This window comes from Solwaraspora sp. WMMA2101, from assembly GCF_049179175.1.
Lineage (GTDB): Bacteria > Actinomycetota > Actinomycetes > Mycobacteriales > Micromonosporaceae > Micromonospora_E.
In genome coordinates, this window is the sequence record NZ_JBMHMA010000006.1 from 519,905 (window position 1) to 533,939 (window position 14,035).

Consider the following 14,035-nt stretch of genomic DNA (forward strand, 5'->3'; position numbering starts at 1 on the left):
ACTACTCCTATCGGACCCCGGGACACATTATTGACTGACGTCTATCTGGAGCGCTCCGTGCCGCGACCCCGCATGCTTGCCGCCGTCCTCGCCGCGTCGATCGGACTCACCACAGCCTGCAGCGCTGACTCCGGTGGTGGCGCCACCTCGACGACATTACGGATCGGGTTGGGCACCGAGTCGGGCGCACTGGACCCGCACGCGTTCACCGGCAACTTCCTGCTCCTCGACGCCATCTACGAGCCACTGGTCAGCTACGGCGAGGACGGGCAACTGGAGCCGGGCCTGGCCGAGTCCTGGACGGTGGCACCGGACGGACGGCAAGTGAGTTTCGACCTACGCGACGACGTGCACTTCACCGACGGGACGCCGGTCGACGCCATGGCCGTCAAGTGGAACTTCGACCGGTGGGTGGGCAACGAACGCTTCTCGTTCTTCCGGGCCTCGCAGGTCGTCTCCGCTGTGGACGCCCCGGATCCGGACACAGTCGTGCTCACCCTGTCCGAACCGTACGAACCGCTGCTGCAGGAGTTGTCGATCGTCCGTCCTGTCCGGCTGCTCAGCCCGGAGTCCGCCGACGCCGACGGCACCTTCCAGGACCCGGTGGGCACTGGGGCGTGGAAGCTGGTCTCCAACGGCGCCACCGGCACCGTGCTGGAGCGCAACGACGACTACTGGGGGCCGAAGCCCAGTCTGGAACGGCTCGAGTTCAAGGTGATCCCGGATTCGCAGGCCCGCGTCGACGCGCTCACCAACGGCGAGATCGATCTGATCGGCGGCGCCTACCTGGCACCGATCACGCCGGTGGAGGCGCAGTCCTTGCGCGATCGCGCCGGCGTACGGCTGATCACCGGCGCGGCGGACGTCTCGATCCTGCTCGGGTTCAACCCCGACGGCCCCGCCGGCGACCGGGCGGTCCGAGAGGCCGTCGGCCGGGCGATCGACACCGAGGCGCTAGCGACGGCGTTGTTCCTGGGCCAAGCGGAACCGGCCCGTCGGGTGTTCCCGCCGAGCGTGCCGGACTCCGGTACCGATCTGCCGGTCGGCTTCGACCGGGCCGCCGCAGGGCGGGTGCTAGACACCGCAGGCTACCTCCGCGAAGGGGAGATCCGGACCCGCGACGGCGAGCCGCTGTCGTTGCGGCTGCTCATCCCGGCCGCACCGGCCGAGGGGCAGCTCGATCCGCGCACCATGGCCGCCGCGATCGCCTCCGCTCTGCAGGAGGTGGGGATCGGCGTGGAACTGGTCCCGGTCGACGCCGCCGCCTACTACGACGAGCGGGCCGAGGGCAGGTACGACCTGACCTTCTTCGAAACCCTCGGCGCCCCGTACGACCCGTCCAGCTCGATCGTGTCCCTGTTCACCGACGGGGCCCGAGCGCCGCTGTGGGTGACGCCGACCACCGAGGACCTGGTCGACAAGGCGTTGTTCGCCACCGACCCCGCTGAACGTTCCGAGGCCTACCAGGACCTCTACGAGGCGGTGGCCGCTGATACCGGGTTCGTCCCGTTGGTGTACCGGCCCCGACTGTGGGCGGTGCGCGACGGGGTGAACGGCTTCGCGGTGCCGCCCACCGACGTAGATCTCGAACTGACCGGGGTCACCGTCGGGTGAGCGTGTCCCTGCGGCCACGGTCCGTCGGCGGCCACCTCGTACGGTGGACCGTCGACACCGTCGGCGTGCTGCTCGCGCTGTCGGCCGGAACGTTCGCGCTGGTGCTGCTGGCCCGCGGCGATCCCGCCGCGGTGCTGGCGGCCACCCGGGCCGGCCGGCCGGCGACTCCGGAGCAGGTCGAGGCCGTCCGCTCCGAACTTGGGCTGAACGCTCCCGCCCCGGTGCGGTACGTGCGGTGGCTGGCCGACGCCGCCACCGGCGACTTCGGACTGTCACTGCGGACGAACCTGCCGATCGGCCCCGAGGTCGCCGACCGGCTGGCCGTGACGGCGGGGCTGGTGGCGGGATCGGTCGTGGTGGCCGTGGTGGTGGGGATGACCGTCGGCGTCGCCGGGGCGGTGGCCGGGCGGGGGCCGCTGCGTGGGGTACTGCGGATCGGGGCGCTGCTGGCGACGTCGGTGCCGGCGTTCTGGCTGAGCTACCTCCTGGTTCTGCTGCTGGCTCTACGGTGGCAACTGGTGCCGACGTCAGGCATGGCCGGTCCCGCCACCTGGGTGATGCCGATGGCGGTGCTCGGGCTGCCGGCGGCCGGAGTGCTCAGCCGGGTGGTGGCTGTCACGTTACGGGAAGCGATCGACCGGCCGTACGTCCTGGCGGCGCTGGCCCGGGGCAGCGGGCCGATGTCTATCGTGCTCCGGGACGGTCTGCCGAACGCGGCCGGGCCGATCCTGTCCGTAACCGGGGTGATCATCGGCGGTCTGCTGGTTGGCACGGTCGTGGTGGAACAAGTCTTCGGCTGGCCCGGTCTCGGGGCGTACTTCGTCCACGCCGCCGCCGCCCGTGACGTGCCGGCCCTGCAGGCCAGCGCGCTCGTGCTCGGCGGAGGTTTCATCCTGGCCAATCGGCTCGCCGACGTCGTGCAGGTCCTCGTCGATCCCCGGGCCCGGTCGGGCATCGGATGACGGCCGGACATGGAAAGTGGACGATGCCCGCCCCGGTACGGACGGCGCTGGTCGGCCTGCCGTTGGCCGGGTTCGCGGTCGTGGGGCTGCTCGCACCGGTGCTGGCGCCGGCCGACCCGGCGGCCAACGATCTGTCGGCCAGTCTGCTGCCGCCGTCGGCGGCCCATCTGCTCGGCACCGACCAGCTGGGCCGTGACCAGCTCAGCCGGCTCCTGCACGGTGCGCGAATCTCACTCGCCGTCACGGCGGCGGTCCTGCTGGTCTCGGTGACCATCGGGGTGCTCGCCGGCGCTGTCGCCGGATACCTGGGTGGCTGGGTCGACCGAATCGTCGCCCGGGTCATCGACATGGCGGTCTCGCTACCGGGAATGCTGGTGGCGCTGGCGGTCATCGGCGTACGTGGCCCCGGTGTGGAGAATCTCGTCGTCGCGATGTCGCTGTGGACGTGGGCCCCGTACGCGCGGATCGCCCGCGCCCGCGTCGCGGGTCTGCGGGCCAGTCCGCACCTGGACGCGCTGCGGCTGCTCGGCGCCGGCCCGGTGCGCGTCATCGGCCGTCATCTGCTTCCGAGCGCCCTCGCCCCGTGCCTGGTCTATGCCAGCACCGACGTCGGCTCCATCGTCCTCGGCGTCGCCACGCTGAGCTTTCTCGGCCTCGGCATCCCACCACCGCAGGCGGAGTGGGGCCAGATGCTCATCGAAGGCCGGCCCTACCTGGCCTCGGCCTGGTGGCTGGCCTACCCGCCCGGAATCGCGATCACCGCCGTCGTGTTCGCGAGCAACCTGCTCGGCGAACGGCTGGCGGTCGGCGACAAACGGCCGTCGGTGCTGCGCTGGGTCCTTCCGTCCCGGCTGCGCTTGCCGCGCCCCCGGCGACCGGCACCCGGAACGCCGGCCACAGTCGAGTCGAGGAGATCAGCCGAGTCGAGGACCACGGTCGACGACGACGTACTGCTGCGGGTGCGCGACCTGTCCGTCGCCTATCCACGCGACGGCGGCATCCGACGCGCCGTCGCCGACGTCTCCTACGCGGTACGCCGCGGCGAGACGCTGGCGATCGTCGGCGAGTCCGGCAGCGGCAAGACCACCTCGGCGTTGGCGCCGTTCGGCCTGCTGGACCCGGGCGCGCTCGTCGCCGGTTCCGCGCGGCTGCGGACCGGATCCACGGCACGTGAACTCATCGGACTCACATTTCGCCATCGCCGCCACGTCAACGGCCGCCAAGTCGGGGTGGTCTTCCAGGACAGTCTCGCCGTGTTCGATCCACTGCGCAGCATCGGTGCGCACGTCGACGAGGCGGTCCGCAACGCGGGCAGCCGAGGTCGGCGGGCTGCGGTCCGCCGGATCAGCGAGGAGCTGCTGCGCCTCGCCGGTCTGCCCGACCCGGCGACGGTCGCCGGCCAGTATCCCCACCAGCTCTCCGGCGGGATGCGGCAACGGGTCCAGATCGCCGTCGCGATCGCGGGTGAGCCGGAGCTGCTCGTCGCCGACGAACCGACCTCCGCGCTCGACGTCACCGTCCAGGCACGGCTGCTCGACCTGCTCGGGCAGCTCCGCGACGAGTTGCGCATGGCCATGGTCGTCGTCAGTCACGACCTGGCGGTGGTCACCCGGCTGGCCGACGCCGTGGCCGTGATGTACGCCGGCCGGATCGTGGAGTACGGGCCGCTCGACTCCGTGGTCCGTCATCCCGACCATCCGTACACCCGGGGTCTGCTCGACGCCGTGCCGCGTCCCGGTGCGGCACCGGGCACCCGGTTCCGCACCATGCCGGGACGCTCCGGTGCCGGGCCGGACGACACGTCAGGTTGCGCGTTCGCTCCCCGGTGTCCGATCGCCGTAGCCGGATGCGGCCATGACCAGCCGGTACTGCTGCCGGTGGGACCGGTCCAGGCGCACCGCTCGGCGTGCCCCCGTACCCGTGCGGCCGGAGCGTCGCCGCCCCTTCTGGCACTCGGCGACCTGGACGGAGACTGACCGATGCTGGAGATCGAACAGCTCACCGCCGACCACCCCCGGCGGCACGGCCGGGGCCGGCAGAGTGTGGTCGAGGACGTCACGCTCCGGGTCGCCGCCAGCGAGATCGTCGGGCTCGTCGGCGAATCGGGCTGCGGCAAGACGACCCTCGCCCGCGTGGTCACCGGACTGCACCGGCCCCGGGTCGGATCGGTGCGGTTCGAGGGTGTCGACGTCCATGCCCTGCGCGGTCGCGCGCTGCGGGCACACCGACGACAGGTCCAGATGGTGTTCCAGGACCCGTACCTGACCCTCAGCCCCGCTCAGACGGTGCGCCAGGCCCTCGCCGAGCCACTGCACATCCACCGGGTCGGCAACGGCCGGTCCCGCGCCGCACGGGTGGACGAGCTGCTCGACCTCGTCGGGCTCGGTCCTGCGGTCGGCGGACGCCGGCCCCGGCAGCTGTCCGGCGGTCAGCAGCAACGGGTGGCGATCGCCCGCGCGCTGGCGCTGGGACCACGCCTGCTGGTGTGCGACGAACCCGTCACCGCGCTCGACGTATCGGTGCAGGCGAAGATCCTCAACCTGCTGTGCGATCTGCGCGACCGGCTCGGCCTGGCCTGCCTGTTCATCTCCCACGACCTCGCCGTCGTCCGGCAACTTGCCAACCGCGTCGCGGTCATGCGGCACGGCCGCATCGTCGAGCAGGGACCGACCGGGCAGGTCACCGGCGGCCCGCGCCATCCGTACACCCGGGCGCTGCTCGCGGCGACCCCCACCATCGACCTCGGCGCCACCGACCGGCCACGACGTCACGCGTCCGAGCCGGCCGGGTTGTCGTAGACGGTGACGTGGGTGCCGGTGCCGAGGTAGGGCTCCCGGCGCCAGCCACCCCAGCGGTGCCGACGGCGCAGACCGGCGAGGCGGGCCATCAGGTCGAGCTCGGACGGCCAGGCGTAGCGCATCGACACCGGGGCCAGCCGCATCCCGTCGTTGCTGATCAGGATGTGCTGGCCGTCGAAACGCTGGTCTACGGGGTCGTGGCGGACCGCGACCAGGCGGACGTGGTCGTGGTCGACACGGTGGGCGTCGACGCTCTGCTGCCGCTGGTAGCGGGCGAGGTCGGGCACCAGGCACTCCAGCACGAACAGCCCGCCCGGCAGCAATCGTCGGGCGACGTTGGCGAAGCACCGCACCTGCTCCTCCTGGGTCATCAGGAAGAAGAAGGTGGTGAAGACGACGAAGACCATGGCGAACCGGTCGTCGGTGCCGGGATCGACGTCGGCCATGTCGCCGATGGTGACGGGAATCCGGTCGCCGCCTGGCTTGGCCCGCATCCGGGCCACCATCGCCTCGGAGGCGTCGATGCCCCGCAGATCGATCCCGCGACCCGCCAACGGAACGGTGACCCGGCCGGTGCCGACCGCCAGTTCGAGGACCGGCCCGGCCGGCCCGTGCCCGATCAGGTCGGCCAGGCAGTCGACGGCATCGGTCGGGTCGAGGTCGGCGTGCCACTCGTCGTAGACGTCGGCGTTGCGCTCACCGTAGGTCTCCGGTCCGTACGTGGTCATGAGGCTCCTGTCCGAGGCTTCAGTGCAGCGGTCGCATGTCGTGGGTGACGGTGCCGGCGGCGGCCAGCGAGTGGTAGAGCCCGATCTCGGCGGTGGGCCCTTCGGCCATCACCAGGGCGGTGCAGCCGCGTTGGTCGGCGAGGTGGACGATCCGGTCACCGGGCTGGGCGGTCGGGAAGAACTCCGGGCCGCCGGGGAACATCGGTAGCCGTTCGGGTCCGCGCCAGCCGGCGAGTCGGCCGGCCGCCGGTGGATGCAGGAACGTCATGCCGTAGCCACGGTCGGCACTCAGTGGTGCGTCGAGCAGCCGGGGCCGTCGGCCGAGCGCGGTGTCGGTCACCGCCGCGTACACGTTCACCCCGAGCGACCGGCACATCATCTCCCCGATGACCGCCCCGGCGATCCGGCCGTTGATCTCCACGACCTCGGGGCCGGCCGGGGTGTGGGCGAACTCGGTGTGTGCCACGCCGTCGGTGAACCCGACGGCGGCGAGGACCTCCCCGATCCAGGTCGCCAGCCGCTCCGACTCGGCTGGCGGGAGCGCGACTGGAAAAGCGACGGCCTCCTCCCGACGGACCGGCTCGGGGGTGTGAATGTGCACGGCGATCCCGAGCAGTCTGGTGTGCCCACGCCAGCTGACGGTCTCGGCGCTGTACACCGGGCCCGGGAAGTACGGTTCGACCACCAGGTGTCGACCCAGCAGGGTGGCTTCGGCGACCTCGCGGGCGGTCCGGTCGCGTTCGGCGTCGTCGCGGATCAGCCACACCGACCGGGACGATGTGCCCGCCGAGTCCTTCACTATCACCGGGTAGCCGATCGCCGCGACCGCCCCGGCGACCGCCTCGCCGGTGGGCTCCACGCGGAGCGCGTCGGCGCGGCTGAGTCCGGCCCGGTGCAGCAGGGTACGGACCTGTGCCTTGTCCCGCAGAGTGTGGGCTACCTGCGGGCCGAGCGTGGCCAGGCCGTACCGGGCCGCCAGCGTCGCACCGGGCAGCATCCACGTGTCGGTGGAGTTGACCAGCCCGGCGAGGTCGGGCAGCCGGTCGAGCACGGCGGCGCAGGCGGCCACGTCGGTGGTGTCGACGTCGATCACCGTCACGTCGTCGGGTCCGAGCCGGTCGAGTTCGTACGCGTAGATCGACCGGTCCCCGGTGAGCAGGCACAGCCGGTGCCCGGACTCGGCGGCGGCGTCGCGCAGCCGGGTGAGGCCGAACGTCAACGCCTCCAGCGACACGATGGTCACGCCCCCGCCTCCTCGGCCTGCCGGGGACGGCTCGCCTGCGCAGGACGGCTCGCCTGCACGATCAGCCGCTGCGCGTGATTGTCGTACGGTTCACCGGCGAAGCCGCCGAAGCAGGTGATGCCGGTGAATCCGGCGGTGTCCAGCATGGTGCGGATCTCGGCGGCGCTGTAGACGAACTGTTCGAAGTACGCGTGCCGGGCGGTGTCGCCCCGGATCAGGGTCCAGTCGCTACGAAACCGGGTCCAGTCGTCCAGGATGGTGTCCCGCATGACCAGATGTCCGCCGCTCACCTCGACGACCTTCGGGGTGCCCGCCCACCGGGCGAAGATCTCCTTGCTGAACAGATCCAGCAACAGTCGCCCGCCTGGCACCAGGCTCTGCCAGGCGTTGCGCAGTACGAGCTGGTTCTGGGCCGGGTCGGTGAAATACCCGAACGAGGTGTACATGCTGATGATCAGGTCGTAGCTGTCCCGCTCGACGAACTCCCGCATGTCGGCGCGGACCAGACGTAGCGTCACTCCGGCCTGCTCGCCGGCGAGGTCGGCTCGGTCCAGCATGGTCGCGCTCAGGTCCACCCCGGTGACCCGGGCACCGCGTGCGGCGAGCGGCACGGCGTAGGTACCTGGACCGCAGCCGAGGTCCAGCACTCTGGTCCCGGCTGCGACCTCCAGCAGCGGCGAGGTCGCCACCCAGTTCCGGGCCTCCTGCTGACGGTGCGGGGCGAACAACGCGCCGGCGAAGTCCACCCAGAACCCGTCGTCTGCAAACCACTCCATCGGCAGCTCCGAACTCATGCGACGACTGACGCCTTACAGGTCGCTCAACGACGTGCGGAAGTTCCCCGCCGACCGAAGAAAACTGATCACCTCCACATCAGGGTGAAGCAAATGAATCCTGGATCATTATATCGATGTCGGACATTGTCCAGCGCTCGACTGCCAGCGTCCTGATTCGCACGACAACAGGAACCAATCCACCACTCGGAGCGACCAACATGTCAACGGAACGCCTCGATACCGAGCAGACACATTCCCTGACGACAATGTGATGAACATCAGAGGAGCGATCAGCCCATGCCGTCCACGGGCCCGTCGACGCCCCCGCCGCCGGTACACCTGCACGTCACAGACGCCATCAAGACACCGAGCCTCATCCGCCTGTCGGACACCATGATCCTGGCCCGGTTCGAGACCCTGAAGGTCTACGCCGCCCTCGGCGCGGTACGGGCCCTGCTGGCGGCGGGGACCGTCCGCCCCGGCGACACCCTCGTCGACAGCTCCAGCGGAATTTACGCCCTCGCGCTGGCCATGGCCTGTCACCGGTACGGACTGCGCTGCCACATCGTCGCCTCGACCACGGTGACCCCGACCATCCGGTCGCAGTTGGAGATCCTCGGCGCCACCGTGCACCAGATGCCCGTCGAGAGCGATCTGCGACTGGACCAGCACCGACGCGTGGCGCGGGTACGGGAGCTCCTGCGCGCCAACCCCGGCATGCACTGGATGCGCCAGTACCACGACCCGGTGCACCGACTCGGCTATGCCGAACTGGCGACACTCGTCCGGGCCGCCGTACCGCAGGTCCCGCTGACCCTCGTCGCCAGCGTCGGCACCGGTGCGTCCAGCGCCGGACTGATTCTGCCGATCCGCGCCCACGACCCGTCGACCCGGCTCGTAGGTGTCCAACCGTTCGGCAGCGTCAGCTTCGGCAGTGAACGGTTTCCGGATCCGGACGCGATCATCGCCGGGATCGGCAGCGCCATCCCTTTCGACAACGTCCACCACGAACTGTACGACCAGGTGCACTGGATCGGCTTTCGCCACGCCATGGCCGGCACCATCGCGCTGATGCGGTCTCATGCGGTCTTCGCCGGCCTCTCCACCGGTGCGGCGTACCTCGCAGCGCGGTGGGAGGCCCGCCGCCACCCGGAACGGGTGCATCTGCTGATCGGAGCCGACACCGGCCATCGGTACGTCGACAAGGTCTTCGCCCGCCACCGCGAAGCCCTCGACATGGAGACGTTGGAGCCGGTGGAGATTGCCTCTCTCGACGAGCTGGCCCCGCCCTGGTCGACCTTGCCGTGGGCGCGACGCGCCCATCCGCCGTCAGCCGGCCAGGACCTGCACCCCGCCGCCGTCACCGGCGGCCCAGGAACAGACCGGCCCGCAACAGACCGGCCCGCGACGGCCGGATGAGCGCAGCTAGGAACCCTGCTGCGGTACGCGGCGTCCCAGCCATCGCCCGACAGTGAGCACCAGCACCGGAAGGACGACACACTGGGCGGCGACGACCAGCCAGAAGCCGGGTAGGAACCCGACTTGTTCGAACGCCCCGTACACGCTGCCCCCGGCGACGCCACTGAGGAACGAACCGACCCCCACCGCGAGCCGTTGCTGGCCGAAGGCCACCGTCGCCGACCTTCTCGACCCCGCCAACGCTTCGAGGTCGTTCTTGAGGAACAACACGGCGCTGCCGGCGCTGATCGCGGCGACCCCGCAGACCACCGCCGGACCGTTGCCAACCGCGAACGCGGCCATCCCGGTCGCCAGGGCACCGAATCCGATGGCCATCGCCGCCGGGTAGCTCATCCTCCCCACCCGCTCGGCGACCAGGGGCTGCACCACCACCAGGCCGAGCGAATAGCCCATCATCGCCGCCCCGAACAACAGGGTCGCCATCCGGCCCTGGGCGTAACTGGAGAGGTACTGGTAGAACTGCATGTGCACGTAGAACGACACGGCGGTGACGACGAACGGCAGCACCGCCACCCCGTGCAGCATCCGCCGGAACGGCTCCACCGGTGGCGCGTCGGCGACTTGCCGCTCCCGGCGGAGAAAGACGTGACCGAGCGCCACACCGGCGTACACCGTCGTCACGGCCGCGAACATCACGGTCGGCCGGTGCACGAACAACGCCCCCACCACCGGCCCCACCGCTATACCGAGGTTGCCTGCGGCGTTGCCTGCCGACACCAGCCGGGGCCGCTGCTCGTCGCCCACCTCGTGCACCAGATAGCTGCGGTACGCCGGCGAGTACAGTGATCCGCCGCCGGAGATGAGCAACAGGCCGGCGACGGTCAGCACCGGGAACCGCTGTCCCGCGAGGAACGCCGCCCCGCCGAGGCTGTACAGCGTGAGGGCCGCCACCAGGGCCCGCTTGAGACCGACCCGCTCGGCCACCGCAGCGGTCGCCGGGGCGCTGGCGAACTGCACCAGGGTCGCCGCCCCGAGCACCACCCCGACCTGCGCCATGCCCACGCCCATGCGTTCCCGCAGCAGCACGGCCAGGTACGGATAGATCGAGAACGAGCCGACGTTGACCAGGAATCCGCCGATCAGCACGGCCCACTGGGCACGGGTGAAGGAACCCCTGCGCAACGCCGACCAGGGGCGGTTGCCCGCAGCCGCGCGGGGGGTGGCCGGTGCGGCCATCAGTCGGCCGGCCCGCCGTCGGATCGGACACCGACCCCGGTCGACGGGTCGACGCCGCCGAAGGCATGCTGGTCGGACGGCAGCACGCCCAGCCCTGGGGCGTCGCCGAGAACGATCCGCCCCTGGTCGAGGCCCAGCCCCCGGAACGGGGGGTCGCGCAGGAGGAACTGGCTGTCGATGTCGATGCGCTCGGCCAGCGGGGCCAGTAGGGCGGCCTGGCTCAGCGCTAGCTCCGACTCGCAGTTGCAGCTGAGCATCACCGACAGGCCCGCCTGGCGGGCGGCCTCCATCACCCGTCGGGTGGCCCGGACCCCGCCGGACTTGGCCAACTTGACCACCACCCCGTCGGCCAGGCCGGCGGCCGCCCGGACACTGTCCACGTCGGTGCAGCCCTCGTCCAGGAAGACCGGCAGCCGGTCGGGCAGCTCACGGTAGCGGCGGTACGCCTCGACCGCGTCTCTCGGGAACGGCTGCTCGACGAGCTGGATGTCGAGGGCACGCAGGGCCGGGGTCAGTTCCTGCGCGGTCCGCAGGTCCCACGCCTCGTTGGGGTCGATCCGCACCGGCAGGTCGGTGACCGCGCGGACGGCGGCCAGCCGGTCGAGGTCCTCGGCGCCGCGCACCTTGATCTTGAACGCGCCGACCGGCGGCGCGTTCGCGACCAGCTCCAGGGTCTGCGCGACGCTGCCGAGCCCGATCGTGTACCCGGTCGGCTCGGGCATGGTGCGCGGTACGCCGTACAACTGCCATGTCGGCACGCCGGCGGACCGGCCCACCCAGTCGTGCACCGCGCCGTCGAGTGCCATCCGCGCGCCGACCGGTCCGTCCCAGTCGGCCACCCGGTCCAGGACCCGGTCCGGATCGGACAGGTCCGGGCCGAGGACGTCTCTGCCGTGTTCGGCGACCGCCGCGACGACCTGCTCGACGGTTTCGCCGTGCGCCCAGGCCGGTGTGCCCTCACCCAGGCCGGTGACGCCGTCGTGGACGACGGCGACGAGGCAGGTGTCCGTCGAGTCGTAGGAGTGCTGTGAACTCCGGAACACCGTCAACAGGCGCAGGGTCATCCGACGGACGTCGAGCTCCATGCGGATCAGCTTGTCACGCACCACGCCGATAATCCACGGTGATCGATCTGGCGTCCGGGTCAGGGACGGCAGAGGATCTCGCCGTGCAGGATGGCGAACCAGCCGTCGGGCGCGTCGGCCCAGCTAAGCCAGCCGGCGGAGAGCCGTCGCAGGTCGGCGGGGGTGGCGGTGCCGGCGGCGAGGATCTGCCGGGCCATCTCGGAGGCGACGATGCGCTCCGACCACATGGTCCCCCACCAGCGGCGGTCCTCGTCGGTGGCGTAGCACCAGGCGGAGGCGCCGGGCGTGACGTCACCGAACCCGGCGGCCCGCGCCCAGGAGAGCAGGCGGCGACCGGCGTCCGGTTCGCCGCCGTTGGCGCGGGCGGTCGCCTGGTAGAGCGCGAGCCATTCGTCGAGCTCGGGTACGGCGGGGTGCCAGGCGAAACGGTCGTAGTCACTGTCGCGGGCCGCGACCACTCCCCCGGGCCGGCAGACGCGGCGCATCTCGGCGAGCGCGCGGACCGGGTCGCCGACGTGCTGGAGGACCTGGTGGGCGTGGACCACGTCGAACGCGTCGTCGGGGAAGGGCAGATCGTGTACGTCGGCCGTGGTGAAGTCGACAGTCGTGACGCCCGGGCCTGCGCCTCGGCGCGGGACAGGGCGAGCGCTTCGTCGGTGACCTCGGTGGCGGTGACCCGGCCGGGAGCGACGAGCGCGGCGAGGTCCATGGTGATGGTGCCGGGACCGGCGCCGATGTCGAGCAACGCCTGGCCGGGCCGCAGGTGCGGCAGCAGGTACGCGGCCGAGTTCTCGGCGGTACGCCAGCGGTGGGAGCGCAGCACCGACTCGTGATGACCGTGCGTGTATACAGCTGACATGCTCCGACGATAGACCGGCTGTCTCGCAATTCGGGAGCAGCTTCCCACATTATGGCCACTGCGGGATCACGACGGTACGCGGCTCAGCTGACCCGAGGCGGCCGGTTCTCCTGAATCCACCGCTCGACATCGGCGCGAAGCCAAACCTCACCCTGTTTGAGCTTCGCAACCGGCAGCGGGAAGGTTCGAGACCTGGTGATGGTGTACGTGCGTTGACGGGACAGCGGGCCGCCTGGCTGGCCCAGCATCTCGGCTATCTCAGCGCTGCCGACCAGGTCGATGTCCACACTCTCGCAAGTTAGGCTGCAGGCAACCGCACTTGACGGTTGCCCGTAATTGTTTCACCCTGTTGGGTATGACTGGCAGGGGTGACGGCCGACGGGCCGGGGCGTACAACGGGAGAGCCGCCCGGACGGCGGGCATCAACGCGCAGGCCGGCGGGACGGCCCTGCTGCGGCGGCAGGTGGGACGGTGCCTGGCGGCGTTGCGGTACGAGGCCGGGCTGTCCCAGGACGTCGCCGCCGACAAGCTGCGACGCGGCAACAGCACGCTCTGGCGAATCGAGGCCGGCGACCCGCGGGTGCGCTGGACCGAAGCGGACATGTCAGCGATGTGCCGGCTGTACCGGGCCGACGACGAGACCCGGGAACGGCTGCTCGCCCTCGCGGCGGAGATCGACCGCCCCAGCGGCGGGCGCTGGTGGCACGACGGGCTGGCCGGACTGCCGATCGACGCCGACCCGTACCCGGTGTTCGAACAGTCCGCGACGCTCATCCGCTGCTACGGCCAGGCGACGCTGCCGGACCTGCTGCAGACCCCGGGGTACGCCGAGGCGCTGCTGCGCTGCCCGGCCGGTCTGCGCAGCGACGACGACATCGCCGCCCGCCTCGACCAGCTGGCGGCGCGGCAGCGGCACCTGCTGACCCACCCGCATCCGCCGGCGGTGCAGGCGATCGTCGGCGAGGGGGCGCTGCGGCGTACCGTCGGCAACGACGCGACGGCGCGGGCGCAACTCGACCACCTGCGGGCGCTCGCGATCAGGCCGGGGATCTCGGTACGGGTCCTGCCGCTGGCCGGCGGCGCGCACGCCGGCATGACCAACCCGTTCACCCTGCTGCGCTTCGCCGCCGCCACGACGGTCCCCGGACGGCGGCCGGCCGGGTCGGGGCTGGTCCGGCTCGACACCCTGACCGGGACGATGCACCTCGACCAGCCGGCGCACGTCGTTGCGTACGAGCGGGTCTGGTCCGACCTGGCCGCCCGGGCGCAGCCGATACCCGACGGCAACGGGTCGGCAAAGTGACCGAAACCACAG

General features: G+C 71.3%; 12 protein-coding genes and 1 pseudogene. 6 read left to right on the forward strand and 7 right to left on the reverse strand.

Going from position 1 to position 14,035, the window contains the following annotated elements:
* The first annotated feature begins 57 nt into the window (after window positions 1-57).
* From ACN28F_RS02875 to ACN28F_RS02890, 4 genes are read left to right on the forward strand one after another with little or no spacing between them, the layout of a single operon-like run.
* Complete coding sequence (locus ACN28F_RS02875; RefSeq protein WP_421356953.1) at window positions 58-1,614, forward strand: ABC transporter substrate-binding protein; 1,557 nt, start codon at window positions 58-60, stop codon at window positions 1,612-1,614.
* On the forward strand, window positions 1,611-2,576 hold the full coding sequence (locus tag ACN28F_RS02880; protein ID WP_289206575.1) for an ABC transporter permease: 966 nt from the start codon (window positions 1,611-1,613) through the stop codon (window positions 2,574-2,576). Before ACN28F_RS02875 ends, ACN28F_RS02880 begins: the two co-directional genes overlap by 4 nt.
* A 23-nt stretch (window positions 2,577-2,599) precedes the next feature.
* Window positions 2,600-4,552 carry a dipeptide/oligopeptide/nickel ABC transporter permease/ATP-binding protein gene (locus ACN28F_RS02885; protein ID WP_421356954.1) on the forward strand — a complete coding sequence of 651 codons (1,953 nt, stop codon included), beginning with the start codon at window positions 2,600-2,602 and terminating at the stop codon, window positions 4,550-4,552.
* Window positions 4,553-4,555: 3 nt separating this feature from the next.
* The gene (locus ACN28F_RS02890; RefSeq protein ID WP_289206577.1) at window positions 4,556-5,374 is read left to right on the forward strand and encodes an ABC transporter ATP-binding protein; all 819 of its coding nucleotides are present in this window, start codon (window positions 4,556-4,558) and stop codon (window positions 5,372-5,374) included.
* On the opposite strand, the gene ACN28F_RS02895 is transcribed toward ACN28F_RS02890, so the two are convergent.
* Genes ACN28F_RS02895 through ACN28F_RS02905 form a run of 3 tightly spaced genes read right to left on the reverse strand, consistent with a single transcriptional unit; the run spans window position 5,344 to window position 8,121 of the window.
* Window positions 5,344-6,102, reverse strand: a complete 759-nt coding sequence (locus ACN28F_RS02895) for a class I SAM-dependent DNA methyltransferase (protein WP_282230407.1) — start codon at window positions 6,100-6,102, stop codon at window positions 5,344-5,346. The genes ACN28F_RS02890 and ACN28F_RS02895 overlap by 31 nt on opposite strands.
* Window positions 6,103-6,121: 19 nt before the next feature.
* A complete protein-coding gene (locus ACN28F_RS02900; protein WP_289206578.1) occupies window positions 6,122-7,345 on the reverse strand; it encodes an ATP-grasp domain-containing protein in 1,224 nt (407 codons plus the stop codon).
* Entirely contained in the window at window positions 7,342-8,121 is a 780-nt protein-coding gene (locus tag ACN28F_RS02905; protein WP_289206579.1) for a class I SAM-dependent methyltransferase, read from the reverse strand. The genes ACN28F_RS02900 and ACN28F_RS02905 overlap by 4 nt, the downstream gene beginning before the upstream one ends.
* Before the next feature lie 297 nt (window positions 8,122-8,418).
* Here ACN28F_RS02905 and ACN28F_RS02910 point away from each other — a divergent pair, with 297 nt between their 5' ends.
* On the forward strand, window positions 8,419-9,540 hold the full coding sequence (locus tag ACN28F_RS02910; protein WP_282230404.1) for a pyridoxal-phosphate dependent enzyme: 1,122 nt from the start codon (window positions 8,419-8,421) through the stop codon (window positions 9,538-9,540).
* Window positions 9,541-9,546: 6 nt separating this feature from the next.
* Here ACN28F_RS02910 and ACN28F_RS02915 read toward each other — a convergent pair whose 3' ends face one another.
* From ACN28F_RS02915 to ACN28F_RS02930, 4 genes and pseudogenes are all read right to left on the reverse strand, one after another.
* The gene (locus ACN28F_RS02915) at window positions 9,547-10,776 is read right to left on the reverse strand and encodes an MFS transporter (protein WP_282230403.1); all 1,230 of its coding nucleotides are present in this window, start codon (window positions 10,774-10,776) and stop codon (window positions 9,547-9,549) included.
* Window positions 10,776-11,882: a mandelate racemase/muconate lactonizing enzyme family protein gene (locus ACN28F_RS02920; RefSeq protein WP_289206580.1), complete on the reverse strand. Its 1,107-nt coding sequence runs from the start codon at window positions 11,880-11,882 to the stop codon at window positions 10,776-10,778. Before ACN28F_RS02920 ends, ACN28F_RS02915 begins: the two co-directional genes overlap by 1 nt.
* Before the next feature lie 38 nt (window positions 11,883-11,920).
* Window positions 11,921-12,720 (reverse strand): annotated as a pseudogene (locus ACN28F_RS02925) (class I SAM-dependent methyltransferase).
* Window positions 12,721-12,803: 83 nt separating this feature from the next.
* A complete protein-coding gene (locus tag ACN28F_RS02930; protein WP_348650086.1) occupies window positions 12,804-13,007 on the reverse strand; it encodes a hypothetical protein in 204 nt (67 codons plus the stop codon).
* Between the two features lie 68 nt (window positions 13,008-13,075).
* Here ACN28F_RS02930 and ACN28F_RS02935 point away from each other — a divergent pair, with 68 nt between their 5' ends.
* Window positions 13,076-14,023, forward strand: coding sequence for a helix-turn-helix domain-containing protein (locus tag ACN28F_RS02935; RefSeq protein WP_416567712.1), 948 nt, complete (start codon window positions 13,076-13,078; stop codon window positions 14,021-14,023).
* The last annotated feature ends 12 nt before the right edge of the window (window positions 14,024-14,035 follow it).

Excerpts from the sequence above, each read along its gene's own strand:
- ACN28F_RS02915 (WP_282230403.1), bottom strand. The coding sequence starts at position 10,776 with ATGGCCGCACCGGCCACCCCCCGCGCGGCTGCGGGCAACCGCCCCTGG.
- ACN28F_RS02935 (WP_416567712.1), top strand. The coding sequence starts at position 13,076 with ATGACTGGCAGGGGTGACGGCCGACGGGCCGGGGCGTACAACGGGAGA.
- ACN28F_RS02890 (WP_289206577.1), top strand. The coding sequence starts at position 4,556 with ATGCTGGAGATCGAACAGCTCACCGCCGACCACCCCCGGCGGCACGGC.
- ACN28F_RS02895 (WP_282230407.1), bottom strand. The coding sequence starts at position 6,102 with ATGACCACGTACGGACCGGAGACCTACGGTGAGCGCAACGCCGACGTC.
- ACN28F_RS02910 (WP_282230404.1), top strand. The coding sequence starts at position 8,419 with ATGCCGTCCACGGGCCCGTCGACGCCCCCGCCGCCGGTACACCTGCAC.
- ACN28F_RS02905 (WP_289206579.1), bottom strand. The coding sequence starts at position 8,121 with ATGGAGTGGTTTGCAGACGACGGGTTCTGGGTGGACTTCGCCGGCGCG.
- ACN28F_RS02885 (WP_421356954.1), top strand. The coding sequence starts at position 2,600 with ATGCCCGCCCCGGTACGGACGGCGCTGGTCGGCCTGCCGTTGGCCGGG.